Annotated in this window: 20 protein-coding genes and 1 tRNA gene; 14 read left to right on the top strand and 7 right to left on the bottom strand. The window is 42.6% G+C overall.

The genetic code is table 11. The features are described from left to right. Positions 1-6: 6 nt before the first annotated feature. Complete coding sequence (locus H6G83_RS22300) at positions 7-1,746, bottom strand: ABC transporter permease (protein ID WP_190476163.1); 1,740 nt, start codon at positions 1,744-1,746, stop codon at positions 7-9. Between the two features lie 2 nt (positions 1,747-1,748). On the opposite strand from H6G83_RS22300, the gene H6G83_RS22295 reads away from it, so the two are divergent. Beyond that, positions 1,749-1,892 (top strand): hypothetical protein, encoded by a 144-nt coding sequence (locus tag H6G83_RS22295; RefSeq protein ID WP_190476162.1) that lies wholly within the window; start codon positions 1,749-1,751, stop codon positions 1,890-1,892. Here H6G83_RS22295 and H6G83_RS22290 read toward each other — a convergent pair. Beyond that, positions 1,879-3,195: an ABC transporter ATP-binding protein gene (locus H6G83_RS22290; RefSeq protein ID WP_190476161.1), complete on the bottom strand. Its 1,317-nt coding sequence runs from the start codon at positions 3,193-3,195 to the stop codon at positions 1,879-1,881. The two genes, H6G83_RS22295 and H6G83_RS22290, sit on opposite strands and share 14 nt — an antisense overlap. Positions 3,196-3,903: 708 nt before the next feature. Beyond that, positions 3,904-4,863 carry a 50S ribosomal protein L11 methyltransferase gene (locus H6G83_RS22285; RefSeq protein WP_190476160.1) on the bottom strand — a complete coding sequence of 320 codons (960 nt, stop codon included), beginning with the start codon at positions 4,861-4,863 and terminating at the stop codon, positions 3,904-3,906. A gap of 129 nt (positions 4,864-4,992) precedes the next feature. Between H6G83_RS22285 and H6G83_RS22280 the strand changes: the two genes are divergently transcribed. The 6 genes from H6G83_RS22280 to H6G83_RS22255 all read left to right on the top strand — a co-directional run bounded on the left by H6G83_RS22280 (position 4,993) and on the right by H6G83_RS22255 (position 11,457). Next, positions 4,993-5,571: a Uma2 family endonuclease gene (locus H6G83_RS22280; RefSeq protein ID WP_190476159.1), complete on the top strand. Its 579-nt coding sequence runs from the start codon at positions 4,993-4,995 to the stop codon at positions 5,569-5,571. A 209-nt stretch (positions 5,572-5,780) separates the two neighbouring features. Then, on the top strand, positions 5,781-7,184 hold the full coding sequence (leuC, locus tag H6G83_RS22275) for a 3-isopropylmalate dehydratase large subunit (RefSeq protein WP_190476158.1): 1,404 nt from the start codon (positions 5,781-5,783) through the stop codon (positions 7,182-7,184). Between the two features lie 101 nt (positions 7,185-7,285). Continuing rightward, entirely contained in the window at positions 7,286-7,894 is a 609-nt protein-coding gene (gene leuD / locus H6G83_RS22270; protein WP_190476157.1) for a 3-isopropylmalate dehydratase small subunit, read from the top strand. A gap of 146 nt (positions 7,895-8,040) precedes the next feature. After that, positions 8,041-9,444: a glutathione-disulfide reductase gene (gene gor / locus H6G83_RS22265; RefSeq protein WP_190476156.1), complete on the top strand. Its 1,404-nt coding sequence runs from the start codon at positions 8,041-8,043 to the stop codon at positions 9,442-9,444. An 83-nt stretch (positions 9,445-9,527) separates the two neighbouring features. Beyond that, a complete protein-coding gene (locus H6G83_RS22260; protein ID WP_190476155.1) occupies positions 9,528-10,181 on the top strand; it encodes a YqiA/YcfP family alpha/beta fold hydrolase in 654 nt (217 codons plus the stop codon). Positions 10,182-10,302: 121 nt separating this feature from the next. Next, positions 10,303-11,457, top strand: a complete 1,155-nt coding sequence (locus tag H6G83_RS22255) for a histidinol-phosphate transaminase (protein ID WP_190476154.1) — start codon at positions 10,303-10,305, stop codon at positions 11,455-11,457. Positions 11,458-11,487: 30 nt separating this feature from the next. Here H6G83_RS22255 and H6G83_RS22250 read toward each other — a convergent pair whose 3' ends face one another. Then, positions 11,488-12,027, bottom strand: a complete 540-nt coding sequence (locus tag H6G83_RS22250) for a hypothetical protein (protein ID WP_190476153.1) — start codon at positions 12,025-12,027, stop codon at positions 11,488-11,490. A 783-nt stretch (positions 12,028-12,810) separates the two neighbouring features. Further along, positions 12,811-13,455 carry a GNAT family N-acetyltransferase gene (locus H6G83_RS22245; protein WP_242044742.1) on the bottom strand — a complete coding sequence of 215 codons (645 nt, stop codon included), beginning with the start codon at positions 13,453-13,455 and terminating at the stop codon, positions 12,811-12,813. 574 nt (positions 13,456-14,029) lie between these two features. Between H6G83_RS22245 and H6G83_RS22240 the strand changes: the two genes are divergently transcribed. The 3 genes from H6G83_RS22240 to H6G83_RS22230 all read left to right on the top strand — a co-directional run bounded on the left by H6G83_RS22240 (position 14,030) and on the right by H6G83_RS22230 (position 19,295). After that, positions 14,030-17,578, top strand: a complete 3,549-nt coding sequence (locus tag H6G83_RS22240; RefSeq protein WP_190476152.1) for a response regulator — start codon at positions 14,030-14,032, stop codon at positions 17,576-17,578. A 182-nt stretch (positions 17,579-17,760) separates the two neighbouring features. Next, the gene (locus H6G83_RS22235; RefSeq protein ID WP_190476151.1) at positions 17,761-19,152 is read left to right on the top strand and encodes a hypothetical protein; all 1,392 of its coding nucleotides are present in this window, start codon (positions 17,761-17,763) and stop codon (positions 19,150-19,152) included. Positions 19,153-19,224: 72 nt separating this feature from the next. Next, positions 19,225-19,295: transfer RNA gene (locus tag H6G83_RS22230), tRNA-Gly, on the top strand. 380 nt (positions 19,296-19,675) lie between these two features. Here the strand turns inward: H6G83_RS22230 and H6G83_RS22225 are convergent. Together H6G83_RS22225 and H6G83_RS22220 are read right to left on the bottom strand one after the other, a co-directional pair. Then, positions 19,676-20,107 (bottom strand): KGK domain-containing protein, encoded by a 432-nt coding sequence (locus H6G83_RS22225; protein ID WP_206759000.1) that lies wholly within the window; start codon positions 20,105-20,107, stop codon positions 19,676-19,678. A gap of 75 nt (positions 20,108-20,182) precedes the next feature. Then, on the bottom strand, positions 20,183-20,629 hold the full coding sequence (locus H6G83_RS22220; protein ID WP_190476149.1) for a hypothetical protein: 447 nt from the start codon (positions 20,627-20,629) through the stop codon (positions 20,183-20,185). A 191-nt stretch (positions 20,630-20,820) separates the two neighbouring features. On the opposite strand from H6G83_RS22220, the gene H6G83_RS22215 reads away from it, so the two are divergent. From H6G83_RS22215 to H6G83_RS22200, 4 genes are all read left to right on the top strand, one after another. Beyond that, positions 20,821-21,135: a type II toxin-antitoxin system RelE/ParE family toxin gene (locus H6G83_RS22215; RefSeq protein ID WP_199328546.1), complete on the top strand. Its 315-nt coding sequence runs from the start codon at positions 20,821-20,823 to the stop codon at positions 21,133-21,135. Between the two features lie 14 nt (positions 21,136-21,149). After that, the gene (locus H6G83_RS22210) at positions 21,150-21,458 is read left to right on the top strand and encodes a HigA family addiction module antitoxin (RefSeq protein WP_190476147.1); all 309 of its coding nucleotides are present in this window, start codon (positions 21,150-21,152) and stop codon (positions 21,456-21,458) included. 284 nt (positions 21,459-21,742) lie between these two features. Further along, positions 21,743-22,069, top strand: coding sequence for a DUF433 domain-containing protein (locus H6G83_RS22205; protein WP_190476146.1), 327 nt, complete (start codon positions 21,743-21,745; stop codon positions 22,067-22,069). A 3-nt stretch (positions 22,070-22,072) separates the two neighbouring features. Beyond that, positions 22,073-22,414, top strand: coding sequence for a DUF5615 family PIN-like protein (locus H6G83_RS22200; protein ID WP_190476145.1), 342 nt, complete (start codon positions 22,073-22,075; stop codon positions 22,412-22,414). Positions 22,415-22,425 lie beyond the last annotated feature (11 nt).

Raw genomic sequence — 22,425 nt, 5'->3', positions numbered from 1 at the left:
CCATACCTAAACCAATAATTGATACTTCTCCTGAGCCAGATTGTACAGAGGTCGCCAAATCAAACGGTTAGTCAACACAACTAATAGAGACATGACCACAGTTGAAGCTAACAACAGAGAAAAATTACCTGTAGCTGTAGCGTGAGAAATTGTCGCACCCAACCCAGAAGTACTAATGACTCGCCCTTGAAATGTGACATACTCACTGACAATACTTGCATTCCAAGCGCCACCAACGGCTGTAATAATTCCGGTAATTAAATAGGGGAATATAGCGGGTAAAATTAAGGTGCGCCAACGTTGTAAAGGTGAAAGTTTATACACCCTAGCAGCTTCTATCAAGTCGGAGGGGATAGACTGCGCCCCAGCGATGACATTGAATAGGATATACCACATTGTTCCTAACATCATCAGTGCGATCGCTCCAATTTGCAACCCCCCAGCAATCCGGGTTAAACCTAGCAATAGCACAGGAAATAAAGCTGTAGCTGGTACAGAAGCGGCGATTTGTACCAATGGTTGCAAAACTTGCGCTAACCGTCGATTACGCCCAATAGCAACCCCCACAGGTACAGTCCACAACAATGATAATATCAGAGCAATTGTCACTCGCAACGCCGTCAAACTTGCACCTCTAATTACCTCTAGCCAATCATTCCACCCCAAAGTCCGCAACAATAGCACAGCTTCCCAAGTCCCCCACAGGACAATTAAGGTAAAGCCACTCACAAATACCCAATTGACAAAACTCGGTAAGTTGACATTACCTTTGCTATTAACAGGTACAGGACGTAAGGGAAATGAGCGAATTAAACTGTCATCTATAGCTGATTGTAATGGTTGAACAACCTTTTCGCTCACTGCGCGTAAAGTAGGCGATCGCCTCAGAATATCCAACACCCATGATTGCGGTGCATTTTCCGTTTCCACCATCTCCAGTTTAAATTTTTCTGCCCAAGCAATCAAAGGTCGCCACACAAAAAAATCAGTCGCCACAATCACCCCAATTAACACCGCCAAACCCCAAAATATAGCAGTAAAATCTCCCTTATTAGCAGCTATACCTAAAAAAGAACCTAATCCTGGTAAACGGAAATCTTTATTTCCTAAAGTAAATGATTCAATTGCAATTAGAAAAAACCAACCTCCAGCCACCGACATCACACTATTCCATACCAAACCAATCACACCAGATGGTAACTCTAATGTCCAAAACCGTTGCCAAATATTCAGGCGATACACTTGCGCTGCTTCTAATAATTCACGCGGAATACTTTGGAGCGACTGGTAAAAACTAAAAGTCATGTTCCAAGTCATCCCGGTGAAAATGAGTAAGATAGCTGCTAGTTCAACACCAATTCTCTGACCTGGAAATAAGGCAATCAAAGCCAATACTACACCCGGTAAAAATGATAATACTGGAATCGATTGCAGAATATCTAATATAGGAATTAAAATTAATTCTGCTATGCGGAAGCGATAAGCGGTATAGGCATATATTAAAGTAAAAATTAAAGATAAAAAGTAAGCCAACCCCATACGAATTAAAGTTTGGGCTGTATATCCAGGTAAAGCACTAATATTTGTAGAAATAGTTAGCTCAGGTTGAAAAGTACCACCAAATTTAGAACCAGTTCTAATAATAAGTACAATTAAGGAAATAATTACTAAAATCAGCAATCCATCTTGCCAAGTCCAATCGTTACGTCCCAGAGTTTTGTTTGCTGGAGTGAGAGGTCGAGTCATAAGTGGGGGGAGATGGGGGAGTGGGGGGAGTGGGGGGAGTGGGGGGAGATGGGGGAGATGAGGGAGTGGGGGGAGATGGGGGAGTGGGGGGAGATGGGGGAGATGAGGGAGTGGGGGGAGGGGGGGGAGAAACTATTGACTATTGACTAAAAATATTTGCCCAGATGGTTCATCATAGCTGTATATTTCAGCATAACGACCCCAATCTACAACGGTTTGTAATTGTTGCTGGGCTTCTTGGGGACTAAAGTGAGTTTCTAGGATATCTAAAACTAATTCTTCGGGAATGCGTTGATTGTTTTTAGCTTCTAAAAGACGATAAATTTGTTGTACTAGACGAATATGGTTTAAGAGTTGCGATCGCACTATTTGTTTACGTTCATCAATACCGCCATTGATAAATTCTTGGGCGATTGGTTTTAAGCTAATATCACCTTCTGCTAGTTCTACAAAATCCATTAATTTTGCCGCTTCGACAATTGGTAAAATATCATCTACTTCTAGTTGCAATTCTTGGGCAAGTCTGTATAAATCTTGTTCTTGACGGTCTTCTAATAATTCTAATAAACCCGCAACTGAACCAATACGTACAGCAGGTAAGGATTGATATCTTGGTTGTGGTGTCGTAGTTCCTACAGAGGGGGTTGCAGGGGTGGCTATTTTATCTAAGTCAGGGTTAGTGATAATTGTATAAACTTGATCTACTAGGGCTTGAAAATTAGGGTGTTTGCGATCGCGGTAATGAGGTAAAGTTACAGGTAAGTCAGCACGGATTCTGCCTGGATTACGACCTAAAACAATAATGCGATCGGCCATAATCACCGCTTCTTCAATACCGTGAGTGACAATCAGCACGGCTTTAGTAGGTATGCGTTGTTCCAACCACAAATCTAATAACTCAAATCGCAAGTTTTCTGCTGTCAGCACATCCAAAGCCGAAAACGGCTCATCCATACATAAAAGTTCTGGTTCTACCGCCAAAGCTCTAGCAAATCCCACACGCTGGCGCATTCCCCCAGAAAGTTCTTTAGGATAAGCATTTTCAAACCCATCCAAACCAATGATATCAATCATCTTCAGGGCTTTTTGTCGTCGAGAATCAGGCGGTTCTCCTTTAGCTTTTAACCCTAGTTCCACATTCTCTAGTACCGTTAACCAAGGATAAAGCGCAAAGCTTTGAAATACAATTGCTACCCCAGGATTCAAACCAACTAGAGGATGATTATGATATAAAATTTCCCCTTGACTGGGGGTAATTAATCCCGCAATTACCCGCATTAAAGTAGATTTTCCTGAACCAGAAGGCCCCAGTAACGCAACGATTTCCCCCGGACGCAACTCAAGATTAATATTTTCTAAAATGACAATCTGCTGTCCGTTGGGTTGCTGATAAGATTTTTTCACATTTTTGAGGGCAATCAGGTGTTCTGTTACTTTGTTGAATACCATGATCCTCCTTTGAATAAAGAATTCTAGCAATAGCCAAGAAAGTGAGGACATTAGGAAATCAGAAAACCTAGACAGTATAGCAGGAGGTCAAGTCTTACTATTCCTACCATTCAAGCTCTGAAAGTCCTAACCTACGTGACGACGGCTATAAAAGACTTTTAACTCTGTCACCTGCGATGTACTGAAGCCCATGAAGTTTTACTTGTCCCCTTTGTTTATCAATAGAATCTCATATCGAGGTTATGTCCTAGTTAAATCTGATCTTCTTTTTAAGGGGGTCGCCGCAGGTGGGGGGATCTTAACTGAACTGTTTCTTTTTGGTGCATCTGAGCCTGCTGTTAGGGACTTCTAGAAATCACATAAGCAATTGTACTTAATTAATTTATAGCTTCAATAATCTTTATATTATTTTGCGTAATTCTACTGAAGATATTCCTGAGTAAAGACATAATTATGGAAATAGTTAGGTAACTAAAGGGTTGGTTACATAACGTTACATTTTTTGAAATTTCTTTTTATAACTTTTAAGCATCATGAATAATTGTCCTTGCTGTTCTACTCGGCTTTTACGGCAAATTCGCAGTCGTGAGGTCTACTTTTTTTGTCGAAAATGTTGGCAAGAAATGCCAGTTTTACAACAGACAAGTTATGAAGAGTTGTTCTGTAGACTAATTGATAAACCCAGGTGGCTGAGATATGAAAATGTTGCTACAGCAGATTATAAACAAATGCAACCCATTCATTTAATCGCTCACAATCAACAAACTCGAACCCAGCATTGGTGAAAGCAGTAGCAACATTTTCCTCATGATCAACAGTAAAACCAGATGCAATTAATAGTCCTTTATGTGCATCTGTTTGACGCAGCGCCGACTGGAAGTCATCAGCGAGAGCGACATGAACTCGTGCCAAGATATTTGCAACTATTAAATCAAAGCTTTTTGTGGGCTGAATTGTTGGCACATCATCTATAATTGCTTCGTTCATCCAATGTCCTAAATCGCTACCAGACCCCAAACTACCAGCCTGGACTGTAACTTGTTGTTCAACCTGATTAAGCATAACAGCATCCTGAGTTGCTTGCACAGCAACAATATCATTATCCAGTGCTAAAACAGTTGCGCCTAATTTTGCCATCGCCACACTGAGAATACCTGAACCTGAGCCTAAATCAAGCGTATTCATTCCAGGGAGGATATATCGCTCAATCAATTTGAGACTAAGAATTGTTGCAGGATGAAACCCGCTACCAAAAGAGAAGCTTTTATTTAATCTTAAAATTACTTCATCTGTTGTTTCTGGCTGATAAGGTATATGAGGAGCCAGTACAACAAAGCGTTGACCAATCTGATGAATAACAGGGTTGAGTTTCTCTACGTTGGTTAGTTTATCCTCAACTATATTTGTGCGAATTGCTGTTGCTATACCTGTACGTTCTAAGGGGGATAGCAACTGGAAAATTTTATCTATACTTGTCCTTAAATGGACATCATCAGCTAAGTATAAGTTAATTGTAAATGCCCAACTATCAGGTTGAATACCTTCCTGATTGACTTGGGTATATTCTGTGATGTAAATATCATCAATATCGATAGTTTGAGCGACTAGCGTACATACCCAATCAACTCCTTCATTTGTTGTATCGAGGCTTAATTCTATCCAAGACATAATATTTTCCTTTGGCGTAACTACATAAAATATACTGTCTGGCTTGAGGTAAAATCCCTAAAGTAGAAGTACAAGCTAATTTTCCCTATTTACAGCACACACAACCCAAATTGTAGGGAGGAATCGAAGATGACTGCTTTCACTTTACAATTACCTCCCCATCTCAAATTGACAGATGAGGAATTTGAGCAAATTGTAGCTGTAAATCAAGAGTTGCGTTTGGAATTAACTGCTACAGGAGAATTAGTCATCATCTCACCCACTGGGGGAGAAACCGGAAACCGTAACTTTGACTTATTAGGTCAACCATGGTTTTGGAACAGTCAAAAGAATTTAGGCAAAGCTTTTGATTCTTCCACAGGTTTTAAACTTCCTAACGGTGCTACTCGTTCTCCTGATGCTTCTTGGGTAACAATGGAAAGATGGAATACTCTTACGCCACAACAAAGAAAAAAATTCTTACCTCTATGTCCTGATTTTGGGGTGGAATTAGTTTCGGAAACTGATGATGTAGAAGATACTCAAGCGAAGATAGTTGAATACTTAGCCAACGGCTTGCAACTAGGCTGGCTAATTAATCCCAAAGATAAAGTTGTCATAATTTATCGTCCAAATCAAGCACCGGAAATTTTACAGTCTCCCACAAGTTTATCTGGTGAAGATGTCCTCCCTGGGTTTATTCTGAATCTACAGCCGATTTTTGCTTAAAGCTTTTGCATTAGTCCGTGTTATTGCTGAGTAGTAAGGCTAAATAAAATTAACCGCCGATGTACGCCGATAAACGCCGATGAGTCAGATGATATATTTTTCACTCATGCACAAGTTTAGCCTGATGTTGATTGATCAACTTCTATAGAATAAGTTGGACTTTTTTTTGATACTATAAAAACTCTGACTCGTTATTTAACGATTGACGTATGAGCAAAGGCACTCTGTTCGATAAAGTTTGGGAATTACACACTGTTGGTACACTTCCTTCAGGGCTGACACAGCTATTTATTGGGCTACACCTTATCCATGAAGTCACCAGTCCCCAAGCCTTTGCTATGTTACGGGAACGAGACTTAAAAGTACTATTTCCTGGGCGTACCGTGGCGACGGTGGATCATATTGTACCCACAGATAATCAAGCACGTCCCTTTGGCGATCGCTTGGCGGAAGAAATGATCCAAGCGTTAGAGCAAAATTGTCAAGAAAATAACATAACTTTTTACAATATCGGTTCCGGCAACCAAGGTATAGTTCACGTCATCGCCCCGGAACTGGGACTTACCCAACCAGGGATGACCATAGCTTGTGGAGATAGCCACACATCCAGTCATGGGGCATTTGGTGCGATCGCATTTGGTATTGGTACTAGTCAAGTGCGCGACGTTCTCGCCTCTCAAACCCTCTCCCTCTCCAAACTCAAAGTCCGCAAAATTGAAGTCAACGGCACACTCAACCCCGGCGTATACGCAAAAGATGTCATCCTGCACATCATCCGCACCTTGGGCGTGAAAGGTGGAGTTGGTTACGCCTATGAGTACGCAGGTACTACATTTGAGCAGATGAGCATGGAAGAACGGATGACAGTCTGCAACATGGCCATTGAAGGTGGTGCAAGATGCGGTTATGTCAATCCCGATCAAGTAACATACGATTACCTCCAAGGTAGAGACTTTGCCCCCCAAGGCGCAGACTGGGATCAAGCCGTGGCTTGGTGGGAGTCCATCAAGAGTGATGCCGATGCCCAATATGATGATGTAGTAGTCTTCAACGCCGCCGATATTCCCCCCACCGTTACCTGGGGAATTACCCCCGGTCAAGGTATTGGTGTTAACCAATTGATTCCCAAGCCGGAAGAACTACCAGAAGAAGACCGCTTCGTAGCCGAAGAAGCCTATCGTTACATGGATTTATATCCAGGTCAACCGATTAAAGGCACTAAAATTGATGTGTGCTTCATCGGTAGCTGCACCAACGGAAGACTCAGTGACCTGCAAGAAGCCGCCAAAATCGCCAAAGGTCGCCAAGTCGCCGCAGGAGTCAAAGCTTTTGTAGTTCCCGGTTCCGAACGAGTGAAAAAAGCCGCCGAAGCCGAAGGTTTAGATAAAATCTTCCAAGCAGCCGGCTTTGAATGGCGCGAACCCGGATGTTCCATGTGCTTGGCGATGAACCCCGACAAACTAGAAGGAAGACAAATTAGCGCCTCCTCCTCCAACCGCAACTTCAAAGGCAGACAAGGTTCAGCTTCCGGTCGCACCCTACTAATGAGTCCGGCAATGGTCGTCACTGCTGCAATTAAGGGTGAAGTCGCAGACGTGCGAGAGTTGTTGTAAGACAGTTATCAGTTATCAGTTGTCAGTTGTCATTAGTTTATTTCCCCTTTCCCCTTTCCCCTTTCCCCTTCCCCCAGTCCCCAATATCAAAAATCATCATTATGGTCAGCGAAGTTAAACAAATTACAGGTCGTGGTGTACCTTTAGTGGGTGATGATATAGATACCGATCGCATCATTCCCGCACGTTATCTCAAAGCTATTACCTTTGATGGGTTGGGTGAAGGTGCTTTTATTGATGACCGCACAGCCTTAAAAGGTGAACATCCTTTTGACCAACCTCAGTATCAAGGTGCAAATATTTTAATAGTTAACCGGAACTTTGGTTGCGGCTCATCACGGGAACACGCGCCACAAGCTTTGGCAAAATGGGGTATACAAGGGATTATCGGTGAGAGCTTTGCAGAAATCTTTTTCGGTAATTGCGTAGCAATAGGTGTACCTTGTGTAACGGCAGAGGCAGTAATTGTTAAACAAATACAAGAATTAGTTGCTGCTAATCCTCAAGCAGTTGTGACTATAGATTTAGAAAACCTGGAAGTGGAAGTTGATGATTTTACTGCCCCAGTTTCTATTAGTGAAGGAACGAGAACAGCTTTCACGACAGGAGTTTGGGATGCTTGCGGTCAGTTGGTAGCCAATAGTGAGCAAGTTCGTGTCACGGCTAGTAAGTTACCTTATGTGGGTTGGGGTAAGTTGGCTGTCGGTTAAACTTTTTTAAACGCAGAGGAGCAGAGGAGCAGAGGAGCAGAGGAGCAGAGGAGCAGAGGAGAAAATATTCATCATCACTGTCCCCTGTCCCCTGTCCCCCATCCCCTGTTAAATTTAGAGTATCGATAAGAATATGTTAGGTTATTATGAATTTTGATTACGACTTGTTCGTCATCGGTGCTGGTTCTGGGGGTTTGGCTGCTTCCAAGCGGGCTGCAAGCTATGGGGCGAAAGTTGCGATCGCCGAAAATGACCTAGTAGGGGGAACCTGTGTCATTCGCGGTTGTGTACCGAAAAAACTCATGGTTTATGGTTCTCAGTTTCCGGCTTTGTTTGAGGACGCAGCAGGCTATGGTTGGCAAGTGGGGAAAGCAGAATTAAATTGGGAACATTTTATTACATCTATAGATAAGGAAGTCCGGCGACTGTCAAAACTGCACATCAGCTTCCTAGAAAAGGCAGGTGTGGAACTAATCTCAGGTCGTGCTACCTTGGTAGACCCTCATACAGTGGAAGTAGGCGATGGTCTACGACCGACCGGAGGTCATCGCAAATATACCGCCGATAAAATATTAATCGCCGTTGGTGGTCGTCCCGTTAAACCAGACCTACCAGGGATGGAATATGGCATCACCTCCAACGAAATATTTCACCTGAAAACACAACCAAAACACATTGCCATTATCGGTTCTGGATACATCGGTACAGAATTTGCTGGTGTCATGCGCGGTTTGGGTTCGGAAGTCACCCAAATTACCAGAGGGGACAAAATATTAAAAGGGTTTGATGAAGACATCCGTACCGATATTCAAGAAGGTATGATAAATCACGGTATTCGGATTATTCATAATAACGTAGTGACGGCTGTTGAACAAGTCCCAGAAGGTTTAAAAATCAGCTTATCTGGGGAAAATCAAGAACCAATTATTGCCGATGTATTTTTAGTAGCCACAGGTCGAGTCCCCAACGTAGAAGGGCTAGGCTTGGAAAATGCTGGTGTGGAAGTCGTTGGCGCTGCTATAGAAGGGCCAGGATACAGTACCGCAAGTGCCATTGCTGTGAACGAATACAGCCAAACCAGCCAACCCAATATCTATGCTGTGGGCGATGTCACCGACCGCTTAAACCTAACCCCCGTAGCCATTGGCGAAGGTCGCGCCTTTGCCGATAGCGAATTTGGCAACAACCGCCGAGAGTTCAGCCATCAAACCGTCCCCACTGCCGTATTTTCCAATCCCCAAGCCTCCACAGTCGGGCTAACAGAAGCGGAAGCCAGAGCAAAATTCGGTGATGATGCTATCAAAATCTATCGTACCCGCTTCCGCCCCATGTACCATAGTTTCACAGGCAAACAAGAGCGAACCATGATGAAATTGGTAGTTGATGTCAACACCGATAAAGTTTTAGGCGCTCACATGGTGGGTGAAGATGCTGCGGAAATTATCCAAGGTGTAGCGATCGCTGTCAAAATGGGAGCAACAAAAAAAGACTTCGATGCTACCGTCGGTATTCATCCCTCCGCCGCCGAGGAATTTGTCACAATGCGTTAATCAGTTATCAGTTATCAGTTATCAGTTGTCAGGATTCTTTCATTTTGAATTTTGAATTTTGAATTGATCTGTCCCCAGTCCCCGTGACCAAATACATCTACCTCCACGGCTTTGCCTCAAGCCCTCAATCTGCGAAAGCGCAAGATATTAACAAGCGGTTTGCCCAAATTCACACACAGCTAACAATTCCTGATCTCAATACAGGCGGGTTTTCTGGGTTAACAATTACGCGCCAAATTCAGCAAGTAGCTGCACTTTTCCCTGATAATTCTGTGCCAGTCACACTCATTGGTTCCAGTTTAGGAGGTTTAACTGCTGCTCATCTAGCACAGCAATATTCACAAGTGCAACGCCTAGTTTTACTCGCGCCAGCATTTGCCTTTCTCTCCCATTGGTTGCCCAAACTGGGAGAGGAAGCCATACAACTTTGGCAACAACAAGGTAATTATCAAGTATACCACTATGGCGAAGGAAAATCTCTCCCCCTAAGTTACAATTTCGTCACAGATGCAGCTCAATACCAAGAACACACCTTACAACGCCCCATCCCTACCTTGATTCTGCATGGCAAACAAGATGAAGTCATTCCCATCACAGCCAGCCGCGATTTTGCTCGTTACCGTCCTTGGGTAGAATTAGTAGAACTCGACAGCGACCATGCTTTAGGAAATGTCATGGAAGAAATCTGGCAAGCAATCAGCCTATTCTGCCAGTTACCCGAAAGCGGTAAAATATGAACTCAGTCCATAGTCCATAGTCCATAGTCCATAGTCCAAAACCTTTTAGTGTTTTACTGTTGACTAATGACTAATGACTAATGACTAATGACTATTGACTATTGACTATTGACTAAAAATTATGCTTCCTTTCATCCGCTCAGATTTAGCCCAACTTAACGCCTACAAACCCCACCCCAGCAGCGATACAGCCGCAGCCGTCCCAGCCCAATTAGATCGGCTGGATACCAATGAAAGCCCTTACGATTTGCCACCTGAGTTAAAACAAAAGCTGGCCTGGACTTTTGCGGAGGTAATCGAAAATAATCGTTATCCTGATGGCGGACATGAGGCGTTGAAAACTGCGATCGCCGAATATGTCAATGAGTCAGCTAATCTTTCATCATCCCCTTTTACCACCGCTAATATCTCTGTCGGTAACGGTTCGGATGAGTTAATTCGGTCTTTATTAATTGCTACTTGTTTAGGGGGAGAAGGGTCAATTTTAGTCGCCAATCCCACTTTTTCTATGTACGGGATTTTGGCACAAACTTTAGGTATCCCTGTAGTATCTGTATCTAGGAATTCTAGCACTTTTGAAATTGACTTAACAGCAGCCCAAGCCGCTATCAGCCAAACTCAAAATCCTCCCCTTCGGGTGGTGTTTGTCGTTCATCCCAATTCCCCAACAGCCAACCCTTTAACAGCAAATGAGTTGACATGGTTGAAAAGTCTGAGTGAACAGATTTTAGTAGTCATTGACGAAGCTTACTTTGAATTTAGTCAAAATACCCTAGTTAGTGAATTATTACAACGTCCTAATTGGGTAATTTTACGTACCTTTTCCAAAGCTTTCCGACTAGCAGCCATGCGCGTTGGCTATTGTGTCGCTCATCCAGAGGCGATCGCTATTTTAGAAAAAGTCCGCTTACCCTACAATCTACCTAGCTTCTCAATTGCGTCCGCCCTAGTTGCCTTACAAAATCGTGCTACCTTACTAGAGTCAATTCCCCAAACCCTAGACGAACGCGCCAAACTTATCACCGCTTTCTCTAACCATCCAGAATTAATCATTGCCGAAAGTGCAGCCAACTTTATCTTCCTACGACTCAAATCAAATGATGAAACTTCATCAGCCGCTACATTACAAAACCTACATCAACAACTCAGGAATTACGGAACTTTAGTACGCCAAATTAGCGGCGGACTAAGAATTACTATAGGTAGTCCAGCAGAAAACCTACGTACACTCAAACATATACAAGCCGTTTTCAGAGATATTAGAGGTTTGAGTTAATTTCTTACCCAGTCCCCAGTCCCCAGCCCCTCATTCCCCTTCGCTACCCCAACGGCGTACCATACTTACGGTTTGCGGTAGTACTCCCACCAATAAAGCAAAAGCAATATCGGGCAATTCAGCTACTGTTGCGGGTGGAAAATACTGTTCAAATTGATCTAATATTCTTTGTACTCGCTGCTGAGGTATTGGGTTTTCTGTAATTTGTTTAATTAAGCGAATCCACTGTCGTCTTATTAAATAAGCTTTTTGGCGTTCTTCATAAGATTCGGGTGTTAGTAGCGAAAGATTGCCTATAGGTATTACCATTTGGCAATCGTCATCATAATCTCCACCAATAGCTGCACCAGGCCCCGCAAATTCTGCATGGTAGCGCTTAAACAATATTAATCCATTTCGTCTCCGACTATTGACGATCAAAACTTTCCCACTGTGCAGAAGTGTCATAATGTCCGAGCTATATGATTGCCCGGTTCCATCTGACATGACAAAATCATCAAGGCAACTTGTGTCAGCGTAGTAAGTTGATACCATAGTGACTTGATAGCGTCGGAGGTTTTCGCTATCCATGTTTTTGTAAACTTTTTAATAACTGCGTTGCTTGCAAGACTTAACAGTGGAAATTTTTTAATTAAATCCACTTTCGTCTTGATTGTTTCTTAGTAAGATAAATTGGTTATTCAATTTAACTAAGATACAGATAAATTAAGGTTAATCACGTATTTAAGTAATCACATTGTATGTGAATTACTCGAAATTGTCTCTAATATTATGCACTTTTTCTTTAAAGTTTTGATAAAGTCCCATATCTTCAATGACAAGTTACTGTAAGGATTTAGTAATTTCTTTAACGTAATTTTACTGATATTGATATCAAATCATAATTATATGTTTGTCTTTACTATGAACATAATAAATTTCTATTGTATGTGAAACTTGCTTAATTCACATTACATTCTTTGACATCGAATAATATAAATTCAATAAAAAAGATAAATGGGAGCATTTCTACAGAAAAATTAGTATAACTTCACTCAATTATATTCATAGAACGATTGACAGTGATGGCTTCTACGGTCTTGGAATGGTGCGAAACCAAAGGATAAAAGCCCATTTACTCAATTAATCTTCATCCCCAACTTCTTCATATCTTGTTAGTTAAAGCTAAGTTAATCAGCTCATTATTTTTAACCAAAGTATTAAGGTGAAGAACGCAAATCACTGAGAAAAAATCTGTACAGAGAATAATATTGGAGATTAGATATCGCCAAGATGAGGAATCTTAATTACATCTATGTCAACGTTTCTGTTATGTAGGCGATCGCATCCCCTAATTCCACCATACAAGCAAATTTAGCTAGCTAAATTAGGGTTGATATGTTTATGCAGCAGAATTTGTTGAGAGCGCCTAAAGAAAAAACTATTCCAGTGAGAATCAACCTCGTATACCCGATACCCCAGCTTAAAATAAAGTTGCCGTGCTTGATAGTTATTTTCCAAAACGTGGAGGTACAAGTCTTGAAATCCCCATTCCTGAGAGACCTGTTCACATTTGAGAAGTAACTGTGAAGCCACCCCATGCCGACGATATTTAGCATGAACAGCTAAATTGGACAGATAAGGGAAACTTTTACCAGATTGTGTCCAGTAATCATTAAAACGCACACCAATCTCTACAGTTCCCAATAAATTCTCTGTTCCCTTGTCAGTAATTTCCACAGCCACCAAGCAGAGGTGATGGGGAGCGGGTGACAGCAGGCGATGCCTGAAATCCTCATAAATACCCAAACGTAGTAGTGGAAAAGCCCATCCCCAGAAACCATTCTGAGAGTGAAAACTTTCGGCAATAATTTGGGAAATACCAGTCAAATCAGCAGATGTGGCAGCACGAACATAGAACCCGTGAGAAACTGACTCGGCTGCTGCTGTAACCGGCTTGCGGCGAGATGAATTAAAAAACCAGTATGTCAAGGTTAGTTGAATATTAATCTTATTCAAATAAAATCTTCTCAAATATTCTAAACAGCAACTGGGAAAATTGGAGTTGTAAATTAATTTAATAGTTATTAGTCAATGGTCATTAGTCAACAGTCCATAGTTCTTCCCACTCCCGGTTGGTGAGCTTCGACTACTCCTTCCCTCCCTGGAGGGGTTAGGGGTGGGTTACTCCCGGTTGATGAGTTTCGACTACGCTCAACTACCGCGCAGTCGTACCACATCTCCCCCCACTCCCTCATCCCCCAGTCCCCAGTCCCTCAGATCCTGTCATAAATAAAATTTACGTAAATATGTTAGTGCAATGGTCACAAAGGGCAAACTTAATATGTAGTTTTATCTGGTTTTCGTACCAGACGGGAAGAATGTATAAAGAAAGACTGAAATGTATTTGTTGGAGGTGAGGCAAGATTTGGTTAATAGGCATCAAATCTGTGAGGCAAAAAATGATACACAAACCCATCGCACTGCGCTAATATGGCAGTTTTGATAAGTCATTAAGACAGATTACTGTGAAAAAATCCTTCCCCATCAGATTAACCTTTATTCGACTGCCGTTACAGCAGGAAAGCGGTGCATGAAATCTCCAGTAAACAGTAAGCCCAAAATTTTGGTTGTTGACGATGAACCAGACAACCTTGACTTGCTTTACCGCACCTTCTATCGTGACTACAAGGTGTTGAGGGCGATATCCGGCCCTGCGGCGCTAGATCTGCTGGCGCAAGAGGGTGATGTCGCTGTGATCATCTCCGATCAGCGAATGCCGATCATGAGTGGTACAGAATTTCTCAGCCTGACAGCTACGCAATATCCAGATATTATTCGGATTATCTTAACTGGTTACACTGACGTAGAAGACTTAGTAGAAGCAATTAATGCTGGTAAGGTATTCAAATATGTCACCAAACCTTGGGAAGCCGAAGAACTCAAAGGTGTAGTCCGCCAAGCCCTTGACACGCACAATGTTCTCAAAGCCCGCACGCGGGAATTGACGCGCACGCTGCGTCAAGAATCATTGCTGAATACAGTCACCAACACTATCCGTAGCGCTTTAGACTATCGACAAATTTTGCAAGCAATTGTCGATACTGTTGGTCATATGTTAGAGGTGGATGTGTGTCTATTACGTCCGTTTCAAGATGGGCAATTAGTAGACGAAGGTTTTATCTACCAGAGGACTGCACAATCGGCAACAACTGTCAATGATTCGGCTCCCCTGACTGTTGTGGCTGAGACTGTCTGGGAAACCCGCGAGGTGCAGATAATTCATGATGTGACTGGTGATGAGCGCATTTATGATATGCAGCACAGGTGTGATGCTTTTGCTGCGGCTAATATCCGTTCTAGTTTAATTGTCCCCTTGATTTGCCAACAAGAACTGATGGCTGTCTTGGCGCTGCACCAATGTTCTCAGGCGCGTGTCTGGAGAGAGGAAGAAGTGCAGTTAGTTTCGATGGTAGCGGATCAAGCTGCTTTGGCTTTGTCCCAGGCTTATGCTTACGAGCAAGTACGGGCGCTGGCCAAGCGGGAGTCTTTAATTAATACAATTACAACCGCGATTCGCTCTAGTCTCAACCCTGAAGATATTTTTGCAGCGATTACCCAACAATTGGGGCAAGCTTTACAAGTCGATGGTTGTGTCTTGTCTTTGTGGACTGAGGAAGATGAATTTGTTAAGTGTGTGGGGTTATATGATAGTTCCCAGCATGGCGCAGGTATCGGGGAAAATCATCATCCGATCACACAGGAATTACCAGAATCTCAAGCAAGAATTAGAGAAAATCCCATTTTACAAGAAATATTAAGAACAAATGAACCTGTTATAATTACGGATATAAATCATTCGGTTTGGCAAAGCAAGGGGTTTGACTTGCCTTTGAAAATACGATCGCGATCGCTGATGATTGTCCCCTTACTAGCGGATGGTAAATGTATTGGTAGTATCACCTTGCGGGAAGAAAAGAAAGCGAGGAAGTGGCTATCATCTGATATTGAACTAACAAAAGCCGTAGCGGCACAAGCGGCGATCGCAGTACAACAGGCGCATCTATACCAAAAAACCCGCGAACAAGCCGAACGCTTGTTACAACTAGACAAACAAAAAACCGAATTTTTCCAGAATATATCCCATGAATTTCGCACACCCATCACCTTAATTCAAGGGCCGTTAGAATCGGCGGTGGGAACGGGTGAGGGGTTATCTCATGCCCAAAGTGCGATCGCCTTGCGTAACTCCCGGCGACTCCTGCGGCTAGTCAACCAACTACTAGACTTGCAACGCCTGGATGCAGGCAGAATGCAGCCTAGTTTCCGTCCTTGTAATTTAGTTGATTTTGTCAGCCAAATAGCCGAGTCATTTCGTCCCTACTGCGAGAAAAAGGCACTAAATCTAGTCACCCAATTAGAGGAATGCCCCAAAGTATACATAGACATGGAAAAATTTGACAAAGTGGTTTATAACCTCCTGTCAAATGCCATGAAATTTACACCAGAAGGTGGCACAATCAGCGTTAAGCTACAATCTCAAGACAACAACTGCATCTTACAAGTCAAAGACACAGGTATCGGCATTGTCAAAGAACAAATCCCCCATCTATTTGAACGCTTCCGCCAAGCCGAAGGTTCAGAAAATCGTACCTATGAAGGTAGCGGCTTAGGTTTAGCCCTAGTTAAAGAATTAGTAGAACTACATGGCGGCAAAGTCAGCGTAGATTCAGTTTACGGTAAAGGCACTACTTTCACCCTCTGCTTGCTAACTGGTGATGCTCATCTACCCGCACAGCAAGTAATAGACACCCCAACCGAACTCACCACCAGCCGCGCCAGCGTAGAACTAGCCGACTTAGAACTAGTAGAAAGCACAGATGATGATCTAGAAACAGTCAATCACCCTCCGGGTATGCCTCCGGCACGCCAAGGGCGAACGCAGTCGCCTACGGAGGGAAACCCTCCTGCAGCGCTGTCTCACCAATCCCCAATCCCCAATCCCCAGTCTCCAGCCCCCAATCCCCAATCCCCCCACTCCATCCTCGTTGTTGACGACAACCCAGATTTGCGGACTTACGTTTCCGATATTCTCCGCCGTAGCGGTTATCAAGTGTATACAGCTCGTAATGGTTATGAGGGGTTTGGCAAAGCCGAGGAACTCTCACCCAACCTGATCATCACCGACTTGATGATGCCTATGGTGACAGGTGTCGAGATGATAAGGATGATTCGCGCAGAAGCCAAGCTCAAGGGAACACCAATCATCTTACTCACTGCCAAAGTTGATGAAGAAACCCGCATTGAAAGTACAGAAAATGGCGCGGACGCTTATTTAGCCAAACCATTTAACGACCGGGAACTTCTGGCAGAAGTTCGCAATCTTCTAGCCTTGAAGGAAAATGAAAGGCGAGTCTTGGAGTTAAACACCTACCTCACAGAATCAGTTCTCAAGCGCTTTTTGCCACCTGCGTTGGTGTCAAAAGCGGCTGCGGGTGCGTTAAGCTTGGATTTACGACCAGAACCGCGCTTAATTACAGTGCTGTTTAGTGACATCGTTGGTTTTACACAGTTATCTAATACTCTCAGATCCCGCCGAGTAGCAGAATTACTGAATGAGTATTTAGAAGCTATGACCAAGGCGGTGTTTGACAATGGTGGTACTGTAGATAAGTTTATGGGGGATGCGATCTTAGCTCTCTACGGAGCGCCTGAAGAACTTACCCCAAATGAACAGGTACATCGAGCTATAAATACAGCTAGAGCGATGCAACGTTCATTGCGGCAATTAAATCAGCGCTGGTATGATCAAGGCATCTTTGACTCTCATACTGATGGTGGTGTACAGTTTCGCTGTGGTATTCACCAAGGGACGGCTGTTGTAGGTATGTTTGGTAGTGCTGAACGAGCCGATTATACAGCCATTGGCCCTAGTGTGAATATTGCCGCCAGATTGCAAGCTGCTGCTGTTCCCGGTACAATTCTGGTTTCTGCGGCTGTGGCAGATTACTTACAAGATGAAGAAATTACTAAAGGTAGTCCGCTAAAACTTAAAGGAGTAGATGAAACAGTCCTGACCTTTGTTGTTAATTCAGAATCAATGGTTAAGGCTAATACCAATTCCAAAATTAGCAGCCCTTGAGCCACCTAATCTCTAGCCTCTAGCCTCCATTTCCTAGACAACAGTAGCTCCGAATCAACTGTATATATATAGCAGTCGCCTGATAGATCAGGAGATCAACAAATCATAAAACCTTTACTTGAAAAGGCTTACAGCCTTGTCCCCTGTCCCCTGTCCCCTGTCCCCTGTCCCCTGCTATAAATATGACAACATCGGTAGCGGATAAAACTCCTACTCGCGCTAAAGTCTGGCGGCGACACAATGATCCTCCAGGCTTATGGTTTGGTGTAGCTTTAGGTTCAGCTTCACTGCACTTATTAGCTTTTTGGTTAATACGTTCATCTAATGCTGTGGGATTGTGGTTTCCACAGGAAAATCAAAGTGCTGTCCCTATTGAGTTGATAGACGTTCCTCCTCAAAGCAACTCTACAGATAAACCTGCTACTCGACAAGCTCAACAGTCTGCACCAACAACTACCACAGCACCGCCAACTTCCACAAATCAGGATGCGGAAATTATAAATCCTGATGAGCAGTCCCAACCGCAAAATAATAGTAATATTGCTCAGTCTCCACCGGAAGTAGTTCCTCAAGCCGAGTCTACACCTACACCTACGGCAACTACACAACCAGAACCGACACCTACAGTCACCACAGAACCAGAACCGACACCTACGCCAGAACCAACGCCTACAGTAACTACGCAACCAGAACCCACACCAACACCCACACCGACAGTTCCCGTAGGTGAACTTCCTTGGAAGCGTCGGGAAGAAATTGAACTCGGACAGGGACAGCAGCTACCCTCAGATATTCCACCTGTTACACCAGAACAAGTACAAGAGTCGCCAGCAGTGGAAGGACAAACTCCACGAGGTAGCGAAGATACTCCAGCAACATCAGAAACTGCAAATTCTCCGCCTGGGGATAATTCATCGAATCCTAATGGAGAAACTGCAAATTCTCCGTCTGAAAATAGTTCATCGAATCCTAATGGAGAAACTGCAAATTCTCCGTCTGAAAATAGTTCTCAAAATCCACCGGGAGAAACTGCAAGCACTCCGCCTGCGGACAATTCTCCTAGTCCTAATGGGGAACCTGCAAAAACTCCTACTGAGAGATATACACCAACGCCAACGGAAGAACCTGCAAATACAGCGACTGAGAGTAATTCATCAAATTCTACTGCTAGGGGTGCGATGTCTAGCGACAAGCCGCTTAGCGTCTACGCCCTATTATCACCTGTAGCCGAAGCAGAAGCACGCCAATTAGCCAATGATTTACCTGAAATCTTGGTTCAATACGCAGGCAGCAGTCAAAAAACGGTAGACTCTAGCTATCTTCCCGGCGATTTCACCATCCAGCCAGCGCAGTTACTAGCGAGTTTGGTAATTGATAAAGATGGTAATTTCCAACAGGCTATAGTTCTCACCATAGAACCGTCAAGTTTACAAGCCCAAAAAGGCGTATACGAGCAACTTGTCAGCGATTTATTCAGAAACGAAAAATTTACCCCTGCTCAAAACCGTAATGGTGACAAACCAGACTTCAGTAATTTCTTTGTCAGAATTAGAATAGAGCCAACTAGTCAATAGTCATTTGTCCAGTTTAGAAAAAATACTTGAAGTTTAGGTGAGACTGTGCTACATTATTAAAGTTAGAATTTTGCGGGCGTAGTTTAGTGGTAAAACTATAGCCTTCCAAGCTATTAATGCGGGTTCGATTCCCGCCGCCCGCTTATTTGTTAAGAGCTTAACTGGTAGACGATTTAGGAAATAAAAGAAACTGATTATTTTTATTTTACTCTATTTTTACTCATTGGTAATTTGATGATGGGTAAATGAAGTAAACAACCAGAATTTTAATTATAAGAAAAATAGATAATACATTAATAAGAATTATAATTTACTTATACTTAGTTGTATCTCTTGACATTTGAGGTAACAGTTACTATGAAGCAAATATTAACTAATAACTAATACCCTGTACCTACCCTATACCTCTCTGAAAATACGCCATGTTTTATGCCCATTAGGAATGCCATTTTGTATGCCTTTAAAAATGCCATGTTTTTAGAGGAAGTGGGGTAGGGTATAGGTATTTGGGCTTGTAAGTCACCTAGCTATCAAGTAGCTCTGCTCGTAAATCATCTAGTGGCGACTCAGGCAAGGCTTTTGTAGGTTCATCGTCTGTTTCGTTGGAATTTTCTTTCTCATCAGGTATAAATTCCAAGCAAAACCAAACCTTCCCTGATTGCCACCCTTGACCCTCTGCTGTCAAAAGTTCACATGGTAATCCCTCAAAAACCCATTCATCAGCCGCTTCTATCCCCACATCCCTTGCTATTTTGTCGCGTAAATAAATATAAATCTCATTAGCTTTAAAAGTTGAAGCTCCGATTAGACTTTTATCTTTCTCTATCGAGATAACATCCTTGTCTTGTAAAACGATTTTCTCCATAGCAATACTTGTAAATTCACCATTACTTAGGATTCCCATAATCAGCAAGCAAGCGATCGCTAAAAAGCGTAATCCCTTTGTGTACTTCAATACAAGGGGATTCATTAAGGTATGCGTATCAAGTAATGCTCTCATTCTTGTCAGAATTGGCGTTATATACCAGTCTCAGGAAAATGTGGGTGATGGTCGCGATCGCGTTAATGGATCTATAGGTATATCTGAATCAATTTGAATCACGGTGATTTTCGCATTCTCCACCACCGTATTTCCCATAATAGTATCGTTCATTGCGTCAAACTTCGATTCTGCTTCACCAATGCGTTCGTAGTGTAGAGTCACATGATAATGCTTGGTAATTGCTTCACCAGAGTCTGAACGCTCAACCGTGAGCCAATCTATATTTTGTTGTTGTTCGGCTATTTGGCGATATTCCTGAGCTAACTGTTCCAAAGCGATCGCGATCGCGTGTTCCTTAGTTTGACCGTAGCATTGTATATTTTCTCTAGGCGAATCGCTCAGAGACGATGATAACTGACAAATATACTGTCCATTGTCTTGAGGCTGTACTGCGATCGTAATAGTTCCAGTGTTGTCGGGGTTTATGTCAGTCATATTAACCGCGCTGAAAAATATTTAGAGGATATGCTTAAGGTTAAATTCTAAACTTAGACACAGCACACGCAGTTTGTTGTCAGACATTGTTCTATTCCAGTGTTTTATTAATGAGCGATCAGCTACGCTCTTGCGGTTACGCCATCGCCAGGGCAATGTCAAAATTTACCACTTGAAATGTATACTAACGTTTGACGATAGTAACGCAAAACGATATTATTGTGATTGTTAATTTCAAGTCTGATGAGACAAAGCTAATTTTTGAAGGCTTTACATCTTCTCAATACCCACCAAATATTCAGAAGACTGCTTTACGAAAACTACTTATCCTTGATGCAGCAACATCAATTAATGACTTGCGAGTTCCACCAAGAAATCGCTTAGAAAAGCTAGTTGGTGATAGAAGTGGGCAGTACAGTATTCGCATTAATGACCAATGGCGAATTTGCTTTGTTTGGACAGATGAAAACAATGCTTCGGAAGTTGAAATAGTCGATTACCACTAAGTATAAAAATCATTATGAATAACAACCGATTGCCAAACATTCATCCAGGGGAAATCCTACAACTTGAATTTTTAGAACCGTTGAACATTACAGCTTATCGATTAAGCAAAGATATAGGTGTAGCTCAAACAAGAATTAGTGAAATTTTATCAGGAAAACGCAGTATTACGGCTGATACAGCTTTGCGTCTATCCCGTTATTTTGGTAACACTGCTCAGTTTTGGTTAAATTTACAAGCACAATATGATTTACGTCAAGCCCTTGAAGAAAATTCAGAAGTTTACAATCAAATTCCTAAACTTTCGTCTAATGATGTAGCCTAAAATTGAATACAAATTAAATGAAGGCTAATTTTAACTATAGTAAATATAGTTTTTCTCGTCTCTAGGATTTAATGACGAAGATATTATAGCGTTTCCCAGTCTACTAAGGTAAAATTTATCTGCGTGCATCTGCGTGCATCTGCGTTTAATTATTCTTACCTGTACCTCACTGGGGTAAGAAAAGCTATAATATCCTGGCATAGAATTATGCTAATGAAAGTTAACTCTTGGGTCATATATAAAATTGTAAATGTAGCCTGACAAAATACCATAGGTTGATAACTGTGACACTCAAAGAGTTAGAACAACAACTTCTTGCCCTCAGTCCTGGTGAAAAATTGCAGGCTATACAGTTACTTGCTCAAAGTCTGAGTAGCAGTTGGCAAGGAATTGAGAAAACCCCTGGAGTCTGCGGTGGAGAAGCACGCATTGCGAAAACTCGTATCCCCGTTTGGGTACTTGTGGAAGCTCGTCATCTTGGATATAGTGATGCTGACCTTTTGACGAGTTATCCCAGCATTAGAGCTACAGATTTAGCTAATGCTTGGGTGTATGCAGAAGCTCATCCTGATGAAATCGAATTGGCAATTAAGCGTAATGAGGCAGCCTAGTCGATGGCACGGTTTTACGCAGACGAGCAGTTTCCGTATCCAGTTGTGGAATTATTACGTACTTTGGGGCATGATGTTTTGACAGTTCAAGAAGCAGGAAAGGCGGAAAAAGGTATACCTGATGAAGAAGTGCTGGCATTTGCCATCAGTCAAGAACTGTCAGTATTAACTGTCAACAGAGACGATTTTATCAGGTTACATCGTCGCAATGATCAACACTTCGGGATTATTGTTTGTACGAATAATCGTAATTGGGAGCAATTTGCAGCACGAATAAATGAGGCTGTGACAGCAGAGGAATGTTTGAAAGGAAAACTAATTCGTGTCGTGCGTCCAGTGAGTTAATAAACTGAAAA

This window comes from Anabaena azotica FACHB-119, assembly GCF_014697625.1.
In the GTDB taxonomy this organism is placed as follows: domain Bacteria; phylum Cyanobacteriota; class Cyanobacteriia; order Cyanobacteriales; family Nostocaceae; genus Trichormus; species Trichormus azoticus_A.
The sequence above is the reverse complement of the archived record's forward strand: the minus strand, read 5'-3'. Positions and strand labels throughout refer to the sequence as shown.